Source organism: Candidatus Eremiobacterota bacterium (assembly GCA_031082125.1).
GTDB lineage: Bacteria > Vulcanimicrobiota > CADAWZ01 > CADAWZ01 > Ess09-12 > Ess09-12.
The window spans coordinates 114,782-138,256 of record JAVHLM010000014.1 but is presented as its reverse complement, the minus strand read 5'-3'; the positions used below and the strand labels follow the sequence as shown (position 1 = coordinate 138,256).

The 23,475-nt window shown below is 54.0% G+C and carries 19 protein-coding genes and 1 tRNA gene; 13 read left to right on the top strand and 7 right to left on the bottom strand.

Annotation, left to right across the window (positions count from 1 at the left end; genetic code table 11):
• Positions 1 to 11 precede the first annotated feature (11 nt).
• On the bottom strand, positions 12 to 1,511 hold the full coding sequence (locus RDV48_16440; protein ID MDQ7824392.1) for a hypothetical protein: 1,500 nt from the start codon (positions 1,509 to 1,511) through the stop codon (positions 12 to 14).
• A 264-nt stretch (positions 1,512 to 1,775) separates the two neighbouring features.
• On the opposite strand from RDV48_16440, the gene RDV48_16435 reads away from it, so the two are divergent.
• The 8 genes from RDV48_16435 to rplL all read left to right on the top strand — a co-directional run bounded on the left by RDV48_16435 (position 1,776) and on the right by rplL (position 9,913).
• Complete coding sequence (locus tag RDV48_16435) at positions 1,776 to 2,522, top strand: ABC transporter ATP-binding protein (GenBank protein ID MDQ7824391.1); 747 nt, start codon at positions 1,776 to 1,778, stop codon at positions 2,520 to 2,522.
• Complete coding sequence (locus RDV48_16430) at positions 2,519 to 3,994, top strand: TolC family protein (protein ID MDQ7824390.1); 1,476 nt, start codon at positions 2,519 to 2,521, stop codon at positions 3,992 to 3,994. Before RDV48_16435 ends, RDV48_16430 begins: the two co-directional genes overlap by 4 nt.
• 20 nt (positions 3,995 to 4,014) lie before the next feature.
• The gene (locus tag RDV48_16425) at positions 4,015 to 5,400 is read left to right on the top strand and encodes an efflux RND transporter periplasmic adaptor subunit (GenBank protein ID MDQ7824389.1); all 1,386 of its coding nucleotides are present in this window, start codon (positions 4,015 to 4,017) and stop codon (positions 5,398 to 5,400) included.
• Between the two features lie 22 nt (positions 5,401 to 5,422).
• Positions 5,423 to 6,739, top strand: a complete 1,317-nt coding sequence (locus RDV48_16420) for an ABC transporter permease (GenBank protein MDQ7824388.1) — start codon at positions 5,423 to 5,425, stop codon at positions 6,737 to 6,739.
• 13 nt (positions 6,740 to 6,752) lie between these two features.
• Positions 6,753 to 7,529, top strand: a complete 777-nt coding sequence (gene xth / locus RDV48_16415; GenBank protein ID MDQ7824387.1) for an exodeoxyribonuclease III — start codon at positions 6,753 to 6,755, stop codon at positions 7,527 to 7,529.
• Between the two features lie 3 nt (positions 7,530 to 7,532).
• On the top strand, positions 7,533 to 8,687 hold the full coding sequence (locus RDV48_16410; GenBank protein ID MDQ7824386.1) for a CDC27 family protein: 1,155 nt from the start codon (positions 7,533 to 7,535) through the stop codon (positions 8,685 to 8,687).
• Between the two features lie 217 nt (positions 8,688 to 8,904).
• Entirely contained in the window at positions 8,905 to 9,486 is a 582-nt protein-coding gene (gene rplJ, locus RDV48_16405; GenBank protein ID MDQ7824385.1) for a 50S ribosomal protein L10, read from the top strand.
• Between the two features lie 49 nt (positions 9,487 to 9,535).
• The gene (gene rplL / locus RDV48_16400) at positions 9,536 to 9,913 is read left to right on the top strand and encodes a 50S ribosomal protein L7/L12 (protein MDQ7824384.1); all 378 of its coding nucleotides are present in this window, start codon (positions 9,536 to 9,538) and stop codon (positions 9,911 to 9,913) included.
• Positions 9,914 to 9,915: 2 nt separating this feature from the next.
• Here the strand turns inward: rplL and RDV48_16395 are convergent, their stop codons facing one another.
• Positions 9,916 to 12,321: a DNA internalization-related competence protein ComEC/Rec2 gene (locus RDV48_16395; GenBank protein ID MDQ7824383.1), complete on the bottom strand. Its 2,406-nt coding sequence runs from the start codon at positions 12,319 to 12,321 to the stop codon at positions 9,916 to 9,918.
• Positions 12,322 to 12,470: 149 nt separating this feature from the next.
• Here RDV48_16395 and RDV48_16390 point away from each other — a divergent pair, with 149 nt between their 5' ends.
• From RDV48_16390 to RDV48_16375, 4 genes are read left to right on the top strand one after another with little or no spacing between them, the layout of a single operon-like run.
• Entirely contained in the window at positions 12,471 to 13,883 is a 1,413-nt protein-coding gene (locus tag RDV48_16390; protein ID MDQ7824382.1) for a protein kinase, read from the top strand.
• Between the two features lie 10 nt (positions 13,884 to 13,893).
• Entirely contained in the window at positions 13,894 to 15,225 is a 1,332-nt protein-coding gene (locus RDV48_16385; GenBank protein MDQ7824381.1) for a hypothetical protein, read from the top strand.
• Positions 15,195 to 17,174 (top strand): peptidylprolyl isomerase, encoded by a 1,980-nt coding sequence (locus tag RDV48_16380; protein ID MDQ7824380.1) that lies wholly within the window; start codon positions 15,195 to 15,197, stop codon positions 17,172 to 17,174. The genes RDV48_16385 and RDV48_16380 overlap by 31 nt, the downstream gene beginning before the upstream one ends.
• Positions 17,175 to 17,184: 10 nt before the next feature.
• Positions 17,185 to 17,775 carry a hypothetical protein gene (locus RDV48_16375; protein MDQ7824379.1) on the top strand — a complete coding sequence of 197 codons (591 nt, stop codon included), beginning with the start codon at positions 17,185 to 17,187 and terminating at the stop codon, positions 17,773 to 17,775.
• Here the strand turns inward: RDV48_16375 and RDV48_16370 are convergent, their stop codons facing one another.
• Entirely contained in the window at positions 17,776 to 18,117 is a 342-nt protein-coding gene (locus tag RDV48_16370; protein MDQ7824378.1) for an ankyrin repeat domain-containing protein, read from the bottom strand.
• 130 nt (positions 18,118 to 18,247) lie between these two features.
• Entirely contained in the window at positions 18,248 to 19,759 is a 1,512-nt protein-coding gene (locus RDV48_16365) for a hypothetical protein (GenBank protein ID MDQ7824377.1), read from the bottom strand.
• Between the two features lie 215 nt (positions 19,760 to 19,974).
• Between RDV48_16365 and RDV48_16360 the strand changes: the two genes are divergently transcribed.
• Positions 19,975 to 20,054: transfer RNA gene (locus RDV48_16360), tRNA-Leu, on the top strand.
• 41 nt (positions 20,055 to 20,095) lie between these two features.
• Here RDV48_16360 and thiT read toward each other — a convergent pair.
• The 3 genes from thiT to RDV48_16345 are packed head-to-tail and all read right to left on the bottom strand — an operon-like array spanning position 20,096 to position 23,345.
• Positions 20,096 to 20,677 (bottom strand): energy-coupled thiamine transporter ThiT, encoded by a 582-nt coding sequence (thiT, locus tag RDV48_16355; GenBank protein MDQ7824376.1) that lies wholly within the window; start codon positions 20,675 to 20,677, stop codon positions 20,096 to 20,098.
• A 23-nt stretch (positions 20,678 to 20,700) separates the two neighbouring features.
• On the bottom strand, positions 20,701 to 21,150 hold the full coding sequence (dtd, locus tag RDV48_16350; protein ID MDQ7824375.1) for a D-aminoacyl-tRNA deacylase: 450 nt from the start codon (positions 21,148 to 21,150) through the stop codon (positions 20,701 to 20,703).
• Positions 21,151 to 21,161: 11 nt separating this feature from the next.
• Positions 21,162 to 23,345 carry a bifunctional (p)ppGpp synthetase/guanosine-3',5'-bis(diphosphate) 3'-pyrophosphohydrolase gene (locus tag RDV48_16345; GenBank protein MDQ7824374.1) on the bottom strand — a complete coding sequence of 728 codons (2,184 nt, stop codon included), beginning with the start codon at positions 23,343 to 23,345 and terminating at the stop codon, positions 21,162 to 21,164.
• Between the last annotated feature and the right edge of the window lie 130 nt (positions 23,346 to 23,475).

Sequence of the window (23,475 nt, the reverse complement as noted above, 5' to 3'; positions counted from 1 at the left end):
ATGCATGCCTCTTATTTTTTCTTCTTTGGACCGCCCTGCGGGGGACTGCCGGGACCGCCCTGCGGGGGACCGCCTGGACCACCCTGCCCCGACATGGAACCGCCGGGGCCCATCATCCCGCCTCCCTGAGGACCGCCGGGACCACCCTGCTGAGGACCACCGGGACCGCCGCCCTGCTGAGGACCACCGGGACCGCCGCCCTGCTTGGGGCCGCCGGGACCGCCCTGCTTGGGACCGCCGGAACCGCCGCCCTGCTTGGGACCGCCGGGGGGAGTGAGCTTTATGAACTTTCTGGGCTTTTTGTCGTCCTTCACTACCTTGTCCCATTCTCCCATTCTCCCCTCCAGAAAGGAGACCCAGTTCTGGGAAAAAGTGTCGGGATAGGCCTTGCAGAGCTCACCCATCATCTTGTGGAGCTTCAGCATCTTTTTGTTGGTCGTGATGCATATGGTGCGGGCTTTCTGAATCGTATCATAATTTTCAGGATCAGCTTTGATCTCTTCCAGGATCTTCATCTGCTCATCAATAATCTGCGAGAGCTTGAACTTGATCCTGTCAGCCTGGGGAGTATCGGCAGTGAGGTTTCCCATCTTTTCGAGGGTATCCTTGTAGTATCCCTCAACGGCTCCTATCATATCCTTGGGAATAGCCCATGGAACAGGCATTTTCTGGCTTCCCTTCTTGTCATCAGGCCCCCCCTGAGAATCACCGGGGCCACCCTGGGGACCGCCCTGCTGGGGACCACCGGGACCGCCCTGCTGGGGACCACCGGGACCGCCCTGCTGGGGACCACCCTGCTGGGGACCACCGGGGCCACCCTGCTGAGGACCACCCTGGGGGCCACCCTGCTGGGGACCACCGGGACCACCCTGCTGGGGACCACCGGGGCCGCCCTGCTGAGGACCACCCTGGGGACCACCCTGCTGGGGACTGCCGGGGCCGCCCTGGGGACCCCCGGGACCACCCTGCTGGGGACCACCGGGGCCGCCCTGGGGACCCCCGGGGCCACCCTGCTGGGGACCACCGGGGCCGCCCTGGGGACCCCCGGGACCACCCTGGGGACCCCCGGGACCGTTGGGAGGTATATCCATCTTGGGGAAAGAGCTCACCTTGTAGATGACATTCAGAAACATGTTATAGCCCCTTGTAAAGCTGTCGTAAGGGCCATAGAGAAAGGAATAAAGGAAGGCTGACACTTTCTCCTGGGTGTTATCCTCCTTGAGACGGGCGGGATAATCATCCTTCCACACCACGACACCTATGGATTCCGTTTTTGTCCCGGCGATAACGGCCAACTGCTTTGCGATTTCATCTTTCTTCTTCTTCTCCTGCTCTGCCCGCCGCTCGTCTCGTTTCTGCTGAATATATCTCTTCATTTTGTCAGTCTCATTCTTGTCATAGAGATAGGTGACAAGGCCAAAAATGATGAGGCTTACCACTAATGACGAATAAAAAAACCTCTTGTAACCGGGGCTTCGATCCGTTGAATTGACAAAATCAAACATTCCCATCGTGCTTACCTCCAGTAAGTTCCTAGGATTTATTGTAAACTTTTTCTCATGAAGAGTCAACGGGGAAAGGTATGGCCTTGGAAAGATTCATACATTTTTCCTCTCTTGAAGGAACATGAATATAAATGTCACAATATATACTGACGCACATGGCAAGCTTTATATTTCCTGTAACAGGCTAAGGTTTATACTGATGCAATCTGGTATGCTTTCAAGTATAAGAAGGATACGCAGAGAATACCTGATACCACGCGGGGGTTTCTCTTGATAGAGATAAAGGGTCTCACCAAGGTATACAAGCTCGGCAGAATTGAGCTGCCGATCCTCAAAGGAATAAGCTTTACAGTGAATGCCCGGGAGTTTGTAAGCATCATGGGACCCTCGGGGTCGGGAAAATCAACGTGCCTTCATATTCTCGGCTGCCTCGACAGGCCCTCGTCGGGCTCCTATATGCTTGACGGCAGGGAGGTAAGCAGGCTCTCGGACAGCGAACTTGCCAGGGTGAGAAACAAGAAAATTGGCTTTGTGTTCCAGAGCTTCAACCTGCTCCCGAGGGCCTCGGCGCTCCAGAATGTAGAGCTTCCCCTCATCTATGCCGGAATATCAAAGAGAATTCCGCGGTGCAAGCAGGCCCTTGAGAGGGTCGGCCTCGGGAAAAGAATAAAACACCGTCCCTCGGAGCTCTCCGGAGGCGAGCAGCAGAGGGTCGCCATTGCAAGGGCCATCGTCAACGACCCCGCCATACTGCTGGCTGACGAGCCCACTGGAAACCTTGACAGCGTCTCCGGCAAAGAAATTATGGCCATCTTCACCGAGCTTCACCGGCAGGGCATGACGGTGCTCCTGATAACCCATGACCGGGGAGTTGCACACTACGGAAGCAGGATAATCCATTTTCTTGACGGCGCCATATCAGAGGAAGAGGAGATCGCGGCAGAGCACCCTCACCAGGAGGGAACCACCGGGAGCCCCCCGCCTGAAAATAATGCGCCAGAAGGGGGGAAGCCATGAGGAGAGCTTTAAGAGCCCTTGCAATCTTCCTGGCAATGCACCTGTGCCTGTCTGCCTCATGCTGTTTTTCCCAGGAAGACGTGGCAGGCACCGCTGATGTGCTCTCCCTTGACCGCTGCGTGCAGATCTGCCTTAAGAGGAACTTCAGCCTCATGCAGGCCCTTGAGCTGCTCATAGAGAAAGAGGCTGATTATTATGTCTCGATGAGTGACAATCTCGCCACGAAAGTGGGCTCATATTACAAGAACGGTACCACAGTCCTCAATCATGGGTATGAGGAGATGGAGGCGAAGGGCGAGCTTTCCTATAAGATGCCCCTGGGGGACACGGTAAGAGCCTCCAGTGAGATCATAAGGACCAATTTCACCGACCTGGCAGGCTACGATCTCTCCCTTGAATACCGGCACCCCATGGCCAAGGGCTATGGCCCCCTCATCGGCTGGAAGGAAGTGAGAAAAAGCCAGAGAAACTGGACCATCCAGGAGCTCCAGTACTTTCTCTCAAAACAAGGCGTGGTTTCTGAGGTAATAAGGAAGTACTTCACTCTTCTCCAGTCAAAGAAACTCATTGATGTCAATGAGGAGGCGGTAAAGAGCGCCCGGGAAAATCTCCGGATCACCAAGAAAAAGTTTGACGAGGGGATGGTCTCAAAAATTGATCTCACCCGCGCTGAGATCCTGCTGGTGGAATCGCAGGACGGCCTCCTGAGCGCCCAGAAAACCTGGCAGGACAGCAGGGATTCCCTCCTTCTGACGATGGGCCTCGACGCGAGGAGGAAATATGACATTGATTACACCGTGCCTTATACCCCAAGCGACTTTCTCGAGGAAGAGTGTCTTGATCTTGCCCTCCTGGTGAGAAAAGAACTCATGGTGAGCGGCGAGGATCTCATCCAGAACCAGGAAAACGTCGTTATCGCAAAAAACAACCTCATGCCGCAGCTTGACCTCGTGGGAGGCTACGGTGCCACGCGGAAGGATTTCCTCTTCGGCTCGGGAAGCACCGGCTCTCTTCTCTATCCCGCCTGGAACGCGCGCATTGAATTCTCCATCGACATCAGCAAGCGGGCTCTCAGGGAGGAGCTTCTGAAGGCCCAGAGGCTCGTGGCGCTTGCCGAGCAGAAAATAGCCGACCAGAAAAGAGAGATTGTCAAGGAAGTGAGGGAATACATCCGTCTTGTGAACCTCAACCAGAACAAAGTGCGGCTCCGGGAGGAAAATCTCAGGGCGGCCGAGGAAAGACTCCACCTGGCAAAAAGGAGCTGGGAGGAGGGGCTCATCAACAACAGGGAGCTTGTTGATGCCCAGCAGGCCCTGGTACAGGCCCAGAGCCAGCTCCTGCGCGCCAAGATTGACTATATCATCGCCGAGTATGAGCTCAGGAAATCCATTGGCTATGACCTCTCCTACCTTATCAGGCAGGAGAACAGGGAGAAAAGAGCTCCCCGGCCCGCCAGAACAGTGACAGAATGAAATAAGAAGGGACAAGCTCCATGAAGGCTCTGAAAGTGCTTTTCACCCTGGCGCTCATTGCCGGCCTCCTGTACGGCGGCTACTACGCCTATGCAAGGTTCATACCCAGGAAAAAGGAAGTCGTGAGCATTCCCACGACAAAAGTACAGCAGGGCGACTTTGTCATCAAGGTGACTGAGATAGGCAAGGTGAAAGCCCGTAAATCCGTGCAGATCTCTGCGCCTTTTGGAGGCAAGATTATCAAGCTCTGCAAGGAGGGCTCCATAGTAAAGCCGGGAGATTTTCTTGCCCAGATGGATACAACGGAGCTGACACGCAAGCAGAGGGATGAGACCCTCAGCTACGAGCAGGCCCTTGCTGACGTCCAAAAAGCCGAGGAGGAGCTCAGGATAGCAAAAATCAGCGCCCAGCTCGATATCAAGGACAAGCTGTCGCAGCTTGATTATGACAGGAGCGAGCTGGAAGATGCGAAAAACAAGCTCAAGAGGCAGCAGCGCCTTTTCGCCGAATCAATCGTCATCAAGGCCGATGTGGAAAACGAGGAGGTGAAGGTTCGGTCAAAAGAGCTGGCGGTAAAGAAAGGGCTGATTGCCGTGGAGATAGCAAGGAAGAAGAGCCTCTCAGACGAGAGCAAAAAGCGCGCCGAAATAAACATCCTTGGCTTGAAAGGCAAAAAGAACAGGCTCGATGCAGAGGCGGCGACGGAAGATCTCAGCCAGGCCACCGTAAAAGCCAACGCGAGAGGCATCGTGGTGTTCCAGGACGTGTGGAGGTCAGGCCAGATGGGAAAGCTCAGCGAGGGTGATGACGTGCACCGCCGGGAGAACATCATGGAGATCCCGGATCTTGCGTCGCTCCTCGTGATAGTGCCGGTAAGAGAAACAGAGATTCACAGGGTGAAAGTGGGCGCAAAGTGCACCATAAGCCTGGAAGCCGATCCCAGCTCGCTGTTCCATGGCAAGGTGGAAAAAATTGACAGGATAGCAAAAGAGCCTCATCCCTGGGAAAATCCCACGGCGCCCGGCCAGAAAACCTTCGAGGTCACCATCGGCCTCAAGGAGACCGATGCCTCAAAGATCCGCCCCGGCATGACGGCCAACACCGATATAATTGAGAAAAAGCTTGAAAAAGTGCTGAACCTCCCCATTGAATGCGTCTTTTACCATGAAGGCAAGAAATTCGTCTATATCAAGGAAGGCGAAAATTACGTGAAAAAAGAGGTCGATGTGGGCGAGCGGAACGAGAACTTCGTGGTGATCACGAAAGGCCTCAAGGGAGGCGAGGATGTGGCGCTCCGCGATCCCACCAAGTCCATTGAAGAGTCCGAGGCTACCTCAAAGAAGGAGAATGGCTCCTCGCCTGTGGACCTTGTCCCCAAGAACGGAAAAAAGGGAAAGGGGAAATAGCTCCTGAGGGAGCCTCACCGGAATGAACCTATTTGAATCGCTTCTCACAGGCTTCCGCGAGCTCTGGTCCCACAAGATGCATTCACTGCTCACCATGCTCGGCGTGATTTTCGGCGTGGCAGCAGTGATATCAATGGTATCCATCCAGGAGGGAGCGCGGCAGGAAGCCATTGAACAGATAAGGCGCCTCGGCACCAACATTATCCTCGTGAAGAGATTGAACGTCGAGGGAGAAGAGCTTGAAAAATCCGACAAAAAATCTCCATCGGGGCTCTGTTACGGTGACGCCGGGGCCCTCATGGCCACATGTCCCCTTATCAACGGCGTTGCCTGCCTGAGAGAGGTCACTACAGAGATAAGGGGGGCCGGCAAGAAGCCTGTCAATGGGAAAATCTTCGGAGTGACGCCCGATTATCCCCTGATCACCAATATGAAGCTCCGGAAAGGGCGTTTTATCACCTATCACGACATAGACCGCTTTGAAAATGTCTGCGTACTTGGTGCCGCCGTCAGGAGGCAGCTCTTTGCCTTCGAAGACGCAATCGACAAAAAGGTGAAAATCGGGAAGCGTTTTTACATCTGCATCGGTGTAGTGGAGGACCGCTCCTCTTCAGGGGGGTCAACAATAATGCAGTCCAGGGACATGAATCTCGACATCTATATCCCCATATCCACCTCAGTGCAGCAGTTCGCCCTCTCCACATCGGCCACCAACATAAGGGGCGGGGGCTCCATGGCTTCCCTCAGGGATGTGATACAGCGCATGAAGGTCCGCTATATTCTTGAAAGAGCCCCTGTTTCAGAGATAGTGGTCCAGGTCATGGAAGAGCGCCAGATCCTTGAGATAGCTCACATCATAAAGACAGTGCTGGGGCGGAGGCACAATAATATCAATGATTTTGAGATCGTCATTCCCCTTGAGCTTCTCAAGCAGAGCCAGGAGACCCAGAGGATTTTCAACATAGTGATGGGCGCTATTGCGGGGATTTCACTGCTTGTGGGGGGCATCGGCATCATGAACATCATGCTCGCCACCATCACGCAGAGAACAAGGGAGATCGGCATACGGCGCTGCCTGGGAGCCACAAAGATCAATATCCTGATCCAGTTCCTTATGGAGTGCCTGGTCATCACGACACTCGGAGGGATTATTGGCGTGGCCGTGGGAATTCTTCTTGCGAAAAGCATTTCCTACTATGCCCAATGGACAACAGTGATATCTTATCTGGCACTTGTCGTTGCCCTCTCCGTCTCAATAGGAACAGGGGTGATCTTCGGCCTCTACCCGGCGTACCGCGCAGCATCCATCGATCCCATCACGGCTCTTAAATACGAATGACAGGAGTGCTCTCATGGAACTCACCATTACCACCTGGAATGTGAACTCTCTCAGGGTGCGCCTCCCTTCCGTGCTGGAATGGATCAAGGCCCATGGGCCTTCGGTCCTCTGCCTCCAGGAGACCAAGATCCAGGACCACGACTTTCCGGCGGGAGAGTTCAGCGCCCTTGGTTACGAAAGCGCCTGGTACGGCCAGAAAACTTACAACGGCGTCTCGATACATACAAGGGGATCCCACAGCGATGTTCGCCAGGGACTCCCCGACGCCGTCTTTAACGAGCAGAAGCGCGTTATTTCCCTGGTTTATGAGGGTATCACGGTGGTGAATGCCTATATTCCCCAGGGAGAATCGGTGGAATCAGACAAGTTCGCTTACAAGCTCGCCTTTCTCTCCCAGCTTCGAGATTACCTTTCAGAGCTCATGGCAGGCCGCGAGCATGTGGTCCTCGCCGGCGACCTCAACATAGCTCCCGATGAGCGTGATCTCTTTGATGCAGAGCTTTTCCGTGGCCAGGTGATGTTTCACCCCAGAGAGCACGCCTTCCTTGACGAGTTAAGGGGTATGGGACTGAGTGACGCGCTGCGTATCCACAGCGGCGGGGGGGGAATATACAGCTGGTGGGATTACCGGGGGGGAGCTTTCTGGAAAAACCAGGGCATTCGCCTTGACCACCTGTGGATAAGCCCTTCCCTTGCGCCCTTCTGCTCGGGGGTGACGGTGGATACCTCGGAGAGGAAAAGGAAAAAGCCCTCCGATCATACGCCGGTGACGGCAACGCTGAGGAGATAACCGATGTTCACGGTGCTGAAAAAAATTGCCTCATTTATCCTCTTCCTTGCCGGGATTATCCTGGGCTTTTACGGCGCCGTGCTCTTCATCGTGTACCTCCTCGGGCTCCAGCATATCAGTATCGCCCTTAAACCTCTGGGGCAGGATGAAAAAAAACCGGGCCGCGTGGAAACACCGCTTCGCGAGAGGTATTACGTGCCCTACCGGGTAAAAAGGAACGCCCGGGGCACGCCGCACACGCCAAGCGAGTTTGAAGGGATAGTCGATGCCGATAAGCTCATGGATATAGCGAAAAAGTCCCTGGACCTGAAAGACTACGAGAGGGCCTCTGAAGCCATTGGGAGACTCGAGGAGCTTCAGCCGGAGTACCGAGACCTGGCCTGGTACAAAGGGCTCGCCGCCGAAGGGGAGGAAAACATTGAAGAGGCTGCAAACAACTTCGATGCTTACGCGAAAAATCCTGGCAGGGACTTCCAGAAGCTCCTCTATATCGCTGATTTTTTTATAAAGCAGAAGAAATATGCGAGAGCTTCACAATATATCAGGGATTCCAGAGAGATCAAAGAGACGCCTGAATCATATTATCTGTCGGCGCGGTGCTCCTACTTCAAGGGCGACTACAAAAAGGCGATAGCGGACCTCAGGCATATCATGAAAAGCGAGAAAGACTACCCCGATGTTATCGAGCTTCTCGCGGAGTGCCAGCTGAAGTCTGGCCAGGCTCAAGATGCCATCAAGACTTACGAGGAAGCTTACAGGGTGGAGCCCAGACCCTCGTTTCTCAGGAAGAAAGCAGATATAGAGAGCGCTGCCGGGAGCTTGAGGACCGCCATGGCGACCCTCAAGCATTACCTCAATGTTGAGGCAGATCCGGAAAAACTGAAAGAAGCAGAAAAATTTCTTAAAGACACCACCCTGAATGCCATGAAATCGGTGCCGGCGGAAGTGGAGCGCCGCACGGATTTTCTCCCCGGGATCAGAGTAATGGGAATCATGCGCTCCGGGGGAAAAGCAAAGGCTTACCTTTCAGTGGAGGGCGCGATAGAAGAGGTAATGCAGGGAGACATGGTGGCAGACCGCTACCTCGTCCTTTATATAAGGGAAAGCCACATCATCCTTATTCACGGCGAGGACTATTTCGTGCTGCGCCCCAACTGAAGCCGGGGGGGAGGGAAAGGCTTGACAGGCGGCGAGCCATGGCGTATAATGAGTGAGCCGTGGAAAGCAGGCACGCGATGCGTATAATGGCCTCCGGGCCACCTGCCGAGGCAGGACAGGAAACACAGATCACTTTCTCCTGGTGTAATCTTGCCTTCCCTTTCTGCGGAAGGCTTTTGTTTTTTAAAACACTATTTCAGAAAGGAGGTGAAAACCTTTGAAAGGAACCCATAAGCAGGTGATGGCAAAGAAGGATAAGATCCTTGCCGAGCTGAGAGAAAAATTCGGCAAGGCAAGCATCATTATCTTCACCGATTACAGGGGCCACGAGAGAGGCCTTAATGTAAAGGACATCAGCGAGCTCAGGAAGCGCTTAAGGGAGCACAATGTCGAATACAAGATAGCGAAAAACACTTTGATTTCAAAGGTTCTAAAGGAAAAGGGGCTTGAAGGAGCCGACGAGTACCTGAAAGATCCCACAGCGGTAGTGATAGGCTACGGCGACCCGGTGATGGCGGCCAAGACGCTCACCACCTTCGCCAAGGAGAAGAAGACGCCCGCTTACCCCGACGGACTGCCCCTCATCAAGGGGGCGCATCTTGAAGGGCAGAAGCTCAACAGGGCCGCAACAATGAACGTGGCAACCCTTCCCTCGAGGAATGACCTGATCGCGCAGCTCCTCTCCCTCATGAACGCGCCGGCACAGAAGGTCATGGGCATTCTCCAGGCACCAGGCAGGGATATGCTGAGCATTCTGGACCAGTGGAACAAGTCCCGGGAGGGAAGCCCGGCATCGTAAAGAACATTCCCGCATATTTCAATTTCACAGGAGGACAAAGAAAATGGCTATTGACAAGAAAGAACTGGTAGAGGTAATCTCAGGCCTCACCCTTATGGAAGCTGCCGATCTGGTGAAGGAGCTCGAGGAGAAGCTCGGCATCAAGGCATCAGCCCCCATGGCAATGATGGCAGCGATGCCCGCCGCCGGCGCAGCCGCCGAGGTGAAAGAAGAGAAGACCGCCTTTGACCTGGAGCTCACCGAGGTGGGCAGCAACAAGATCCAGGTCATCAAGGTGGTCCGCGAGGTCACCTCTCTCGGCCTCAAGGAAGCCAAGGACCTTGTGGAAGGTGCTCCGAAAGTGGTAAAAGACGGCATCACCAAGGAAGAGGCTGAAAAGATTAAGGCCAAGTTTGAAGAAGTCGGCGCCAAGGTCGTCATAAAGTAGTTTTACAACACATCTGCCTCTCCGGGCAGGAGGGAGCCTCTTGCTCCCCCTGCCCGGTCACAGGCATCCCTGGATTCCTGAACTTCCAGTGCATTCCCCCTCAAGATAAGCGTCACCGCGCCGGAACAGTCTGTTCTTAAAACCCTTATCCCCTTCTTCTCAAGTCTCTCTATCACTTTTCGCGAGGGATGGCCATGGATATTGCGGCGCCCCACTGAGATGAGGGCATACTCCGGGGCAGCACTCCCAAGCAGCTTCTCTTTCGTGGAAAGGCTGCTTCCATGGTGGGCAATCTTGAGCACCTGGGACTGAAGGGCATGAGGGCGGCAAAGAAACTGCTCCTCGGCAGACCCTCCCAGGTCGCCCATGAAAAGCATCCTGGTCTCTCTATAGACAAGCTGCACCACAAGCGACATGTCATTTTCATCAACTCCCGTGAAATCACGCGGGGGCCACAGGACCCGGAGGCGGGCGCCGCAGGGGAACAAGAACTCATCGCCGGCATAAGCTTCCCTCTCGGGGATTGTGCGGGCAGAGAGCATGCTCACTAGCTCGCCATAGATCCCGCCCCGCGTACATCCCGGCCCATGGACGAAAAGCCCAGTGGGGATGGCTTTTAGCACGGAAACAAGCCCCCCGGCATGATCATCATGACGATGAGAGAGCATCACAAGCCCGAGCCTCCTTATCCCCTGAGCCTTGAGGAGGGGAACAACGACACGCTCGCCGGCATCGAATCCATTTTTTCCTGCCGCTCCGCCGTCTATCAGTATGGCAGAAGAATCAGGAAGGCATATCAGGATGGCGTCCCCTTCTCCCACATCCATGACGATGACTTTAAAAGGCATAGCTGAAAAACCGGGCCATGGTGCGAGGAGCCCGCAGATAACAATAGCCCATGCGAGGACTCTCCTGAGCAGGACGGAACCATAGCCTGTCTTTAAAACCGCCAGCGAAGCGACGATAAGATAATACCAGAGGATAAGGGACCATGAAGGCCGCACTACAGGGAGAGAACAGCCCGGCACCGAGGAGAGCGTCTTCTCCGCCCAGAGCATGAACGAGAGAGCCAGTTCGTTAAGAAAGGCGCAAGGCGCTCCAAGGGGAAGCCATAGCAAGCCAAGAATCCCTTCCAGGATCCCGAGGTGGAGAAGAGCCACCGCAGGCGGCACCACCACCAGGTTGAAGAAGCAAGACAGGGGAGCGCACTGGAAAAAGTGAAAGGCCACAAGAGGAGTAAGAATGAGCTGCACGGCGCAGGAGATAAGAAAGAGCTCAAGAAAATAGCGCAGAAGCCCTTTTTTCCTCTCCCAGCACTGCTGGAAGAGGGGCACTCCGATAATAATACCCGCCACGGCACCGCAGCTGAGCTGAAACCCTATATCGAAAAGGCTCTGCGGGCTCACCGCCATCATGACAAAGGCGGCGCAGAAAAGGGTGTTTGCCAGATCCGCCTCCCTGCGGGCAAGGCGGGCCAGGAGGCACAGTGATGCCATCAGAGAGGCCCTCACTATGCAGGGAGTGGCACCGGCCATGAAAGTATAAACCACTATGACAGGAAGGGCAAGAAGGGAACCATGGCGGCGGCTCAAACCAAGGAGACGGCACAAAGCGAGGACCGTACAGGTGAGGAGCGCCACATTCATTCCTGACGCCGCAAGGAGATGAAGGGTCCCCGTCACCCTGAACTGCTCCTGCAGGTCATCTGAAATGGCACTCTTGTCGCCAAATACTATCCCCGAGAGAAGAGCGCATTTTTCAGAAGCATGAGAGGCCTTGAAGACCTTCTCCATTGAGCTCCTCATATATGAGGCCATCCAAATGAGAGGATTCACCGCACCCCTTCCCCTCCAGACAAGAGCGCCCGGCCGGCGGATCTCAAGCTCGTAGCCATACCCATCAAAGCGCCGGGCCCTCTCGTTGTTGAAAAGACCGGGGTTTCTGAGCGAGAGGTATTCTCTCAGGACCCCGTAGGCTTCTATCTGATCACCGCACACGAGGCCGCCATGGTCAGCTGCGGGAGCGGCTTTCACGAGAATCCTTACAGAGGGGACTTCCACTTTCTTCCCGGAGCACGTCACCCACTGGAGAGCAACCTTCAACCTGGCGCCTGACAGGGAGTCATCGGCGGCCAGAATTGTCCCCCTTATGCTGACAGGGCGTCCGGCAAAAGCTCTCAGAGGGGAGTGCCTGTGAAGGTGATCCCTCACCCTGTAGGAGACAAGACCTGCGAAAAAGCATACGCACATAAGGAGACAGCAGAGGTCCGGGATCCGTGCACACCTTGCCGCAATGAGCCCTGCGAAGAGAAGCACCAAAGCGATGAGGAATCCGGGAGCGCGCAGAGATGCAGTCAGAATGCCTGCCGAAAAGAGAATAGCCATCGCGATTACAGGGCGCTCCCTCATGATTCCTCCTTTATGAAGCACCTTGATCCTACCTCGTGAACATCAAAAATATGTTGCCCCTTTGTTTCCACGAAGTAAATTATGGCGGCCAGGTTATCCACAGCTTCCCGCTCAGAGGTATATGAGAGAAAAGGGCGAATCATACTTCTATGAAGGGGGCTACTCTCAAAGAGCGTTACCGTGTGCTTGATTATGTGGCCTCAGGGGCAATGGGCAATGTGTACAGAATCCTCCATCTCCCCTCAGGCGCTCTCTATGCCCTCAAGGAGCTCATCGACACCTCCCCCGATCCTCTGGATAAGGAGGCGGGGCAGCTGCGCTTTCTCAGGGAAGCCGATCTTCTCGCCTCCCTCTCCCACCCGTCCATACCCAGAATCCATGATTACTTTGTAGAGAAGGGACGCTGCTTCATGGTAATGGACTATATCTCGGGCATGGATCTGGAGGAATACCTTTCCTTCGTAGGGAATCCCGGCCTCGATGAAAAAGAGGCGCTCGCCATCGGCATCAGGCTCCTGGATACTCTCTCGTACCTCCATCAGCAGGTCCCTCCCATCATTTTCAGGGACCTCAAGCCTGCCAATATCATGCGCTCAAAGCAAGGGAACATTTATCTGATAGACTTTGGCATTGCCAAGGTTCTGAGCGCCCGCCAGAAGGGGGCAAACCTGGGCACGGCCGGTTATGCGCCCCCGGAGCAGTATATGGGGACTGTCGATGAGCGCTCTGATATTTACAGCCTTGGCGCCACGCTCCACCATCTGCTCACGGGACGCGATCCCCGCAATGGCGAGCCATTCACCTTCCCTCCCGCAATGTCCCTGTGCCCCGCCATCAGCGAGGCGCTGGAAGCGGCGCTCCTCAGGGCGCTTGAAAAAGACACCCGCCGCCGCTTCAAAAGCGCGGCAGAAATGCTTGAAACGCTGGTGGCTATTAACGAAGGAACTGCCACTTCCGACAGGAGCTTCAGGGATATCGCCATTTCATCCGGTCATTTAAGAAAAGACAGCGGCTCACGCGACGACGCCAGACTGAGGGCCCACCTCGCGATGGGCGCCAGGCATATGGAAGGCGGCCGCTTCTTTGAAGCGCGTCAGCAATTTCTTGAATCCCTTAAACTTGGTGAAGACAGTGAAGAAGCCCTGCTGAATCTTGGGAAAGCCTCGCTGAAGCTCAATCTCTTTGAAGAGGCGAAGGAGGCTTTCTCAAAGGCGCTGCGGCTTGATCCTTTCTCTGCGGAGATAAATTTTTTCCGGGGATTGTGCGAGGACCTCAAAGGGGAAAAGGCGAAGGCCCTTTTCTTTTTTCAGAGGAGCCTCTCTTTTAACGCCCTGAGGACCCGGGAGCTCCTCCGAACGCATACCGGTCTTGATCTCTGCGGCTCATGCTCCAGCATCATATCGCAGAAAGCACGGTTCTGCCGGTACTGCGGGAAACCCTCCGGCAGCATCCCGGGTGCCTCTTTTTCATCCCTTTCAATATGCCAGGAATGCGGCGCTGAGTTTGCCAGTGAGATCCCTGACAGTTTTTGCAAAAAATGCCTGAAGACAATGGGTTTCTGAGGAGGAGCCGTTGATGAAGCTTTTATACTATAAATGCTTTGACTGCGACAACAGGTGGATTGATTTCACCGGGAAAGGCAAAGAGACCCGCTGCGGCCTCTGCGGAAAACCGCATATTTCCGAGCCTGTCTTTATCAGCAAGATAAGAAGGACCCTCGAGGTGCTCAACGAGGAAGTGAGAAACCTTGAAATCGCCCCTCACACCGGCAGGAGCAGAAGCACTGTCCTCTATGACATGTATCTCGAGGTCGCCCCTGTTATTCTGGAGCGCTCCCACCGTATTTTCTCGATTGCCATTGATGAGATATGCGAGGGGCAGTATTCCTCCGACGTGATGAGCCGCCTCACTCTCAGCCTTGTGGCCCTTGCAGACCTTGGCTTCTCAATTCCTTCGGCCCTCATGGCCCATATTCTCTCCCTCTCTCTGGTGCTCAGAAACCATGACAACCGCTTCCAGCGCTCCAACGACGAATTCCAGCAGATTTCCCAGGTCCTGGAATATTCCCTCCTCTCCAAAAACCTCATGACTTTTCACATGATCATCAAGCTCCTTGATTTCTACAGGGCCATGGAATGGAACGGCCTCACCCTGCTCAAGGAATGGCTTGCCGCTATTCACCTCATGAACTACCAGAACCTCATGAAAGAGCAGAAGAGCTCTCCCGATGATTCCGGCCAGGGGAAGCTGAACCTGGCCTGCTACCATCTCATGGAGGCCCGCCGCCTGATTAACGAGTGGGAGCATCAGCAGCTTCATAAAAAGATCCAGAGAAAGATACATGAAATAAATGAAGCTCTTGAGCAGCAGAAGGGTGAACCCATGGAGGGCAGGAATATCAATGAACCCGGGGGGCTCATTGACACCCTCAAGATAGATAAAAGGATTGAGGTCATTGGGAAGCTCATCAGCGACGGCATAGAGAGGGGAACTTACCAGCTCGTCGGTGACAATGCGTGCAGCGAGGGAAGCCTCCAATTCATTGAAAAGCTCATTTTCATGGGGCCATCGATTCTCAACGAGGAGCAGAAGCGGGAGATCCTCTGGGGAAGCCGTTTCTTCCCCGAGAGTGTTATTCACTTCGCCACCGCCACCTGCCAGTTCATTCTTGATAAGAAAGCTCTGTCAACGCAGCTTCTTCTCGAGCACCTGAAGAAAACCTCAAAAGCGGTGAAGACCTTGCTTGGAAAATCAATTGAATGGCTTAATGAAGTGGGTAAAGACGATATTGAGCTGCTGAATTCATTTATCGTGTGGGGACCGGACGAGATTCTGATAAGGGAGTTCCAGCGGGAGGACAAGGACAGGGGGACATGTCAAGAGATAAAGGAGGCCGAGGAGTAGCCATGTTGTACCGTATGGAAACAACTGCCGGATCCTTATGGATAAGGATGTTTCCCCGTCAGGCGCCTATGAGCTGCATAAAATTCAGAGAATTGTGCACAAGAGGCTTCTACCGGGGTAAGGAATTCTCAGCTCCCATCCAGGGGAAAATGATTCTTCTCCCTCAGAGAGATATGCAGGGTGACGGCGATGAAGAGGATAACAGCATGCTCCCCCTCGCAGGATCACTGGGAACCTACAAGAACTGCTTCTGTTTCCTTCTCCAGGATGGTTCCGAGGAGGTGACCGTCATAGGACAGGTATGGAGCGGCGCAGAGCGTCTCATATCCCTTGATGAGAGCATAAAAATCATTGATATCAAGGAAATAGAGCCCTACGAAGTCCCCATAGCCCTCCCCTCGTCGGGATACCCGGAAATCGATGAGAAAAGCGATTATTTCTCCTTTGCTTACAGGAGCCCTCATTTCTTTTCCTGGGGAGTGAGCCCGAAAGGAACCCGTTCCTATGCCTTTTACGTGCTCTCCACTCCTCTCGGCCACTTTCCCCTTCTCACCTCCATCAAGGGTAAAAGAGTGCTCTGGACCAAGGTTCTCTCTCGGCTCCTTCCCCACAGCTCCCTCCTTGTCATGAAACGAAAACGCTTTGATACGCCTCTCAAGATAGCACTCTCCGATGAAGGCACAATCTGCCTCCACATTCCCCATGACAACACAATAGTTATCCTTGACGAGAAGGGATTCAAGGTGGAAGAGTTCAAGATTCCCGCGCAGTCTGTCAAGGGGGACCGCTGGGAGCTGAAAGATTCCCACATCCTTGCAGGATCTGGGAAAGACAGGATCCTGCTGCGCCAGATCTCCGTCCTTGATGATGAAGAGACAAGAGACCGGCTCATGCTCTTTGAAACAGAAAAGAATTCTTTCCACCAGATCCACGAGATGAAGTACAAGGCTTCAGAGAGCGCCCCAGGCGGTTTCGAGCGCTCGACGTACATTTTTTCCCAGAATCTCCATTATGTAGCCTTCCTGGGAACCCGGAACGAGAAGGACGACACCCTTATTATCACCGTAATGCTCTTTAATACTGAAGAAAAAACCATACGCATCTTTCCGGACCTTCCTATAAAATCGCTGGCAGACTGTGACCTGAAAACAGAGGAATACGCCCTGAGCGGCAGCATCAGCAATGCCGGAGATGTCGGCATTCTTTTCACCACCCTGCACAGGCGGAAACCCTTCGCCATCTGGGCGGTCTTTGACCATGAAAATACCATGCTCTTCAAATCGCTGCTCTTTGAGGGCTCCCTCCACCCCGACAGCACCATCCAGTATTTTCAGACAGAGAATCTTCATGTCATCGGGAGCATTAGAAAAGATGCCGCTCAGGATCTCTTTATCTTTGACTGCTCGGGAAAACTCCTGGAGCAGTTCACCATTGAAAAGCCTCCCAGGACGCAGACCCGTATCTTTCTGGATGAGAAAAGAGGACAGCTCCGCTTCTCCATGATGAGCAAGGTTAAGGAGGGAGAGCGAAATTCTTATCATTTCATGGACCGTACCATTGCAATCAGCGCAACTATCGGGTCAGTGGCCTCAAGGGAGGAGCTGAGAAGGCAGAAGGTGGCCGATTATGCCGGGAGCATAGAGACTCTCAAGTCACTGGAAGAGAGAAAAAGACAGCTCGAGCACCAGTTCAAGTACGGCTCCATCGGGGAGAAACAATACCGCTCAGAGATGGCTCATATAAAGGAGAAATCAGGAGAACTCTTCAACAGTGACGAAGAACTGCCTCCCCAGCTCCCTAAACAATTGAGGGCCGGGTATATCGAGGGCATCATATCGTGGAAACATTATTACGAAGGGATGAAAGCCCACAACAGGAACCTGGTGCTCCTGAACCGCGAGGAACGGCCCCTGTACCACCTTACCATTCCGGAACACTATTTCCAGTGAAGGAGCCGCCATGGAAAGAGAGAAAGACTGCTATTTCGTTGTAGGAGCCGCGCCGCTTTCTACAGAGGAAGAAATCCTGAGAGCTTACACGATAAAGGCAAGGCTAATCTGTCCTCACCAGGATCCCCGCCTCAAGCTCTGTGCAAATGAGAGGATGGAAGAACTTGTTGACTGTTTCAATATTCTCTACGACAAAGCATCGAGAAGCGAATATGACGGTCATCAGCGCTTCCAGACAAGAATCGGCAGGGAGGGAGAGACCGTGGAGAAGAGCGACGAAGAAGCACAGCGGCGCACAAAGCCGGGAGCCTTTGAGAGAGCCATTCCTGATAATGAGAGGCAGGCAGAGGTGCACTTCAAAATGGGACTCTCTATTCTTTCCGGGTTTTCTGACATGGAGAAAGCATCAAGGGAGTTCGCTCTCGCGGTGAAATATGATGAGCACCATATGGGAGCCTGCTACAACCTGGGCCTCATGGCATACCGACAGGGAAATTTCAAGGAAGCCCGGGGCTGGTTTCAGGAATATCTGAAAAGAAAGATAGATGATCCCGATGCATTGAAAATGGCGGCCTCACTTGAAGAGGAACAGGCCCCGTGATCACTGCTGCCCCCCGTAAACGAGGAGCATTGCTGCCAGAGCCTCATGCTTTTCCTTCAATGCAAGGCCAAGGGGCGTCCACTGGTCAGGTGTCGAATCCCTCACATTCACAAGGGCACCCCTCAAGATCAGTATTTCCGCGATATCCTTATGGCCGTTCATCGCCGCGTAATGCAGAGGCGTCTTCCCCGTGGAATCCTTCACCTTGGGATCACACCTGCGGGAGAGCAGGTATTCCACCGCTTGTTTCCTGCCATTGGCAGCCGCCTGGTGGAGAGGGGTCTTGCCGGAGTAATCCCTCGCCTCCAGCAGCGATTTATCCACATCCGCCAGAGTCTTCATCCCCCCGAGATTTCCCTGGCCGGTCAGCACATGCATTGTGCCGCATCCGGCCAATCTGAGAACAACAATCAATATTATGACGGAAACAACGAATATACCTATCTTTCTTGCCATGCCGGACCTCGCTTACTTAAGTCAATGCCCTCTCCCTCGCGGGGAGAGGTATGTTCATGATCTCCCTCTTCAGCTCGTCAAGCGAAGGTCCCAGCAGGGGAGGGACAAGCCGTGACAGGGAACGGTAGGTGCCTCGAAATTCCAGCGCAGTGTAAGTGATATCGGACTTCATCATGCGGCGCTCGAAATCAGGCGAAAAATGACCCACTTTGACAAGCGAAACAGGGGGGGAGAGGGAAAACACCTCGTGATAGTGTTTATATATTGAGAAAAAAGAGGGATCAGCATTTTCATTGCCGTCTGTCACTATGATAAGATGCTCATAAGGCACGCCCTCTGAGATAAGTGCTTCTAAAGCTGATCCGATACTCGTCGGGCCGCCGGGGGAGAACTCCGAAAAAATCCTGTTCCACCCTTCATAAGAAGCACTCCCGCTTTCAATTTTGAAAGCCCTGGCGTCAAAGAGATAAACCGAACACCTGGCTGACCCGAGAGCTGCCATGAGCGCTGCAGTCATTTTACCCGCAGTGAGGGCCCCGTCAATGCTCCCTGACTTGTCAACAAGGAGCGCGACAGGCTTCCGAATCCGCTCCTCCTTCAAAGCCATCTCACTTATCAGGGCGCTGATCTCCCCCTCATGGTCAGGGGGCTCCTCAAAGGTGCTCATCATCATCCTCTTATGGCCATGAACGGACCGCCTGGGGATTATGGGAAATGGTCCGACTTTCTCCTCCAGGAGGGCTCTCACCTCGTCGCTTTTCAAAAAGCCCCGCTGCAAGAGAAGGGGCAGGCTGCACCTTATCTGATCATGGGGCGCCTTCTCCAGGAGTCTCAGCACAAGAGAGGAGGTGAGAAATTTTATTGTCTTGAAACATATGGGGAGTGGCAGGCCATTTTCATTGATGAGCCTTTCGATTACCTCATCTTCATCTTCAAGGGAGAGCCTCTTGAGGGCATAAAGAGCGCTGCCGGGCGGGGGATCACCGCTGAAGAGAATAGCCTGGACCCGCTCCGAGGGCTTCACATGCAGCGAAGCATACAGGTGCTTGAGATACCGGCGGCTCTCAAGGGTAGCCAGCTCAAATCTTTTCCTGTCATCCTCGAGGGCCTTCAGAAAATGTATCACCGCAGTACGGGCACTCCGGGGGAATTTCTTCTGCACTCTCTTGCAGTAGTCAACAACCCTCGAGACTTCCTGGGGGGGAAGCTGCTGGAGGAGCACGAAGCTGGCCTCGCGGTGCTCTGGAAGAGCGCCCGAGAGGAGATGGGCGAGAAAGATGTCTTTGTGCTCCCTCACCTCGCCATGAAGGATATACCAGCAGGCAAGATGGCCATAGAAAAGGGGATCACAGGAAAGTATGCTGTTATGAAGCTTCTGAAGTACTTCAAGCGAGCGGTGCAGGTTGACCAGAAAGGTGTTGAGCATGGCCTTTCTGAGCTCCTCACCCTTGAGGGGACACTGCTCAAAGCCCGGAGAGACGTTACCGCCTGCCCGGGAAAACGCGAAAAATACCGGATATCTTGTCATCACACCTCGAATGAAAATGCCCGTACGAGTTATAAAAGCTATTTCGCCACATAGGGATTCGAACCCCTTCCTCAGAAGAGGATACCTTGAAGTTTGTGAGCTTTTATGGTCATTGTACGGGCATTTTCATTATAGAATATCCATGGCGGTCTGTCAAATAACCGCATTGACAAAAATAAATATTCTGATATAATATGAAATACCTTAAGCCAAGTGCGGAGATGGCGGAACTGGCAGACGCGTACGTTTGAGGGGCGTATGGGCAACCGTGAGGGTTCGAGTCCCTCTCTCCGCACTCTTCTTATGTACCCCCGTATATTGACCCACATTATCCTCTCATCTCTCATGATGCCCTCTGGTATGCTCTTGAGTATAAACCCTGTCAAGCCTTGCCGCGAGCAGGGGGACGATCAGCACAGCAATGAGCGCGTCAGGCAGAAGATAGGTGGCGTTATACACCATTACATAGAAAAGAGGATTCTGCGGGAGGGCCTTGACAAAAAGCGACAGGAAGAGCACTCCAGATAGCACATGGCAGGCGAATCTCGCCCCGAAAGCCGAAAGGACTGCAAGAACATCCATGAGAGGGGAGCGTCTCTTCCCGGCGAAAAAGCCCGCCACAGCCGCTGCGCCAAAAGCGAGGGGATAGTCAAGGAGAAACTGCACGGGATGAATCACGAAGATACTCTGGGTAAAATGGAGAAGCCCGTATGAAACCCCGGCAAGAAGCCCCGGAAGGACGCCATAAAAGAGGGAAAAAAGGACAAGGGGGACCATCTCAAGCGAGACTCCTCCCCCCTGGGGCATATGGAGGATTTTGAAACAGCTCAAAAGCCACGCAAGCGCCACGGAAACGCTGCCTGATACCAGCATTTTCAGAGGGCTTTTCCGGTGGATCTTCCCTTCATGAAGCGTCACTTGCTCATCGCCGTCCCGCCCCTTCAGAAGAGCTTCCTGCTGTCGAGCAGAAAGGTCACGGGGCCGTCATTGACCAGATGGACTTTCATCATTGCCTGGAAAATGCCTTCCTGGACTCTGGGGGTATATTCATTGAGCTTCTTTATAAAATACCGGTAAAGTGAGTCCGCTTTCTCCGGCGGGGCCGCCTTGCTGAAGCTGGGGCGCCGCCCCCTCCTGCAGTCGCCATAGAGGGTGAACTGTGATATCACGAGGAGGGCGCCCCCGGTATCAAGCACCGAGAGGTTCATCTTTTCCTCGGAATCTCTGAAAACCCTGAGGTGGGCAATCTTTTCCGCCAGGTAGTCCGCATCCTTTTCAGCATCGTCATCCTCCACCCCAAGGAGTATGAGAAAGCCGTGGGATATGGCCCCGCACACTTTCCCGTCAACCTCGACAGATGCTTCTGTGACTCTCTGTATCACCGCTCTCATGGCAGGGCTCCTTACAGGTAGTCTTCCTGTGACGAGGCCCGGCCCACGGCGATTATGCCCTTGAGGTGCGAAAGCCTCTTGATGATGTCGTTGAGCTGCACCTTGTCGCCGACCTCTATGCAGAGGCCTATATGGGCCTTGCTCTTCTTGACCTTGGCGTTGCAGGCCAGGGCCGGCACCTTGGCCTCGTTCACGGCATTCATTACCGCGGCCAGGAGCCCGTCGCGGTCCCAGGCCTCGATCTCGAGCTCCACGTTATACTTGATATCCTTTCTCTTCTCATCCCAGCCCACTTCCACGACACGCTCCGTCTGAAGGGTGAGGGAAGGCATGTTGGGGCAGTTTCTCCTGTGGATCGAGATGCCCTTGCCCAGCGTGATGTAGCCGATGATGTCGTCGCCGGGAACGGGGCTGCAGCACTTGGAGAACCTCACCAGCACGTTGTCGATGCCCTTGACCTTGATACCCTGGCTCATCTTCTCCTTCTTCGAGGGGGCGCGCTTGGAGATAAGCACATCCTCCACGGGCTTGGGCATCTCGTCGCGGATCTTTGAGAGGACCTGGGGAAGGGAAGTCTCACCGTAGCCGAGCGATGCATAGAGATCGTCGAGGGTCACGAAGTTCAGCTTTGCAGTAACATGCTCCATCAGCTCGGTGTTTGAGAGCACGTTCTCGATGCGCTGCCGCTTGAGCTCCTTTTCGATGATCTCCTTGCCCCTTATGATGTTCTCCTCGCGGCGCTCCTTCTTGAACCACTGCCTGATCTTGTTCTTGGCATGGTTTGACCGGCATATCTTGAGCCAGTCGAGGCTCGGCGTGGCGTGCTTGGAGGTGATAATCTCGAGGATGTCGGCGTTCTGGAGGCTGTATTCAAGGGGGACAATCTTTGCGTTCACCTTGGCTCCCACGCACTTGTGCCCCACCTCCGTGTGGATCCTGTAGGCGAAGTCAATGGGCGTGGAGCCGGCGGGGAGATCGACGACATCGCCGCGGGGCGTGAAGACAAAGACTTCCGACTCGAGGAGATCGAGCTTCAGGTTCTCGATGTATTCCCTCGCATCCTTGGAGTCAAGCTGCCAGTCCACAATGCGCCTTATCCAGGGATAGATCTCCTTGGCAAGCTTCTCGTTCTTGTTCTCCTTGTAGGCCCAGTGGGCGGCAAGCCCGAACTCGTTGATGCGGTGCATCTCCCATGTCCTTATCTGGATCTCAAGGGGCTCGTCTCCGGGGCCGTATACCGTAGTGTGGAGGGAGCGGTAGCTGTTTGACTTGGGAACGGCTATGTAATCCTTGATCCTGTCCTTCATGGGAATCCAGAGGCTGTGCACAGTACCCAGGACCGTGTAGCATTCTTCCACGGTGTTCACGATAATCCTCACGGCAAAAAGATCATAGATCTCGGAAAAATCTCTTACTTTCTTGGTGAGCTTCTGGTAGATGCTGTAGAGATGCTTGGGCCTCCCCTCTATATGGGCCTTAAGGCCATGCTCGGCCAGTTTCCGCTCGATGATGGCGATGGCCTCGTGGATCACCTTCTCCCTGTCGGCCCTCCTTGCCGTCACCTTCTGCTCCAGCTCGACAAATTTTTCAGGCTCCAGGTGGGAAAAAGCCAGGTCCTCGAGCTCCCATTTTATTCTCCACATGCCGAGCCGGGAGGTGATGGGTGCAAATATCTCCAGGGTCTCCTTGGCTATGTATTTTCTCTTCTCGGGGGCAAGCGACGAGAGGGTCCTCAGGTTGTGGAGCCTGTCGGCGAGCTTTATCAGGATGACCCTTATGTCCTTGGCCATGGCAAGGAATATCTTCCTGAGATTCTCCGCCTGGCTCTCGGCTTTTGATTTGAATACGGGGCCCTGCTTGCTCTGCTCCTTGGAAGCGCTTATGGCGGTCAGCTTGGTGACGCCGTCAACAAGCATGGCGATCTCCTTGCCGAACTGCTTTTCTATCTCCTCGTAGCTTGCCACGGTGTCTTCTATGGTATCGTGAAGAAGACCCGCTGCAATGGAGGTAGTGTCCATCTGAAGGTTGGCAAGGATGGTGGCCACCTCGAAGGGGTGAATGACAAAAGGCTCGCCTGAAGCTCGCATCTGGCCGTCATGGAGCCTCGTGGCGAAATCATATGCTTTCCTGATGAGCTCCAGATCCGCCGAGCCGTTATAGCTCTTTACCGTGTCCAGGAGCGTTTCTATATTCATGGCATCCTCCATGGTTCCAATTTTTTATTATAGCACATCTGGAAGATGTTTTACAGACATGGGGGGGAAGGGCATCAGGAATCACCTATACGGCAAGGATCTCACTTATGCACCGCACATATGGAGGATG

What these genes read in the sequence shown, in the direction of transcription:
- RDV48_16440 (MDQ7824392.1), bottom strand. Translation starts at nt 1,511, where the DNA reads ATGGGAATGTTTGATTTTGTCAATTCAACGGATCGAAGCCCCGGTTAC.
- RDV48_16430 (MDQ7824390.1), top strand. Translation starts at nt 2,519, where the DNA reads ATGAGGAGAGCTTTAAGAGCCCTTGCAATCTTCCTGGCAATGCACCTG.
- RDV48_16425 (MDQ7824389.1), top strand. Translation starts at nt 4,015, where the DNA reads ATGAAGGCTCTGAAAGTGCTTTTCACCCTGGCGCTCATTGCCGGCCTC.
- RDV48_16420 (MDQ7824388.1), top strand. Translation starts at nt 5,423, where the DNA reads ATGAACCTATTTGAATCGCTTCTCACAGGCTTCCGCGAGCTCTGGTCC.
- xth (MDQ7824387.1), top strand. Translation starts at nt 6,753, where the DNA reads ATGGAACTCACCATTACCACCTGGAATGTGAACTCTCTCAGGGTGCGC.
- RDV48_16410 (MDQ7824386.1), top strand. Translation starts at nt 7,533, where the DNA reads ATGTTCACGGTGCTGAAAAAAATTGCCTCATTTATCCTCTTCCTTGCC.
- RDV48_16395 (MDQ7824383.1), bottom strand. Translation starts at nt 12,321, where the DNA reads ATGAGGGAGCGCCCTGTAATCGCGATGGCTATTCTCTTTTCGGCAGGC.
- RDV48_16390 (MDQ7824382.1), top strand. Translation starts at nt 12,471, where the DNA reads ATGAAGGGGGCTACTCTCAAAGAGCGTTACCGTGTGCTTGATTATGTG.
- RDV48_16380 (MDQ7824380.1), top strand. Translation starts at nt 15,195, where the DNA reads ATGTCAAGAGATAAAGGAGGCCGAGGAGTAGCCATGTTGTACCGTATG.
- RDV48_16375 (MDQ7824379.1), top strand. Translation starts at nt 17,185, where the DNA reads ATGGAAAGAGAGAAAGACTGCTATTTCGTTGTAGGAGCCGCGCCGCTT.
- RDV48_16370 (MDQ7824378.1), bottom strand. Translation starts at nt 18,117, where the DNA reads ATGAAGACTCTGGCGGATGTGGATAAATCGCTGCTGGAGGCGAGGGAT.
- RDV48_16365 (MDQ7824377.1), bottom strand. Translation starts at nt 19,759, where the DNA reads ATGACAAGATATCCGGTATTTTTCGCGTTTTCCCGGGCAGGCGGTAAC.
- dtd (MDQ7824375.1), bottom strand. Translation starts at nt 21,150, where the DNA reads ATGAGAGCGGTGATACAGAGAGTCACAGAAGCATCTGTCGAGGTTGAC.
- RDV48_16345 (MDQ7824374.1), bottom strand. Translation starts at nt 23,345, where the DNA reads ATGAATATAGAAACGCTCCTGGACACGGTAAAGAGCTATAACGGCTCG.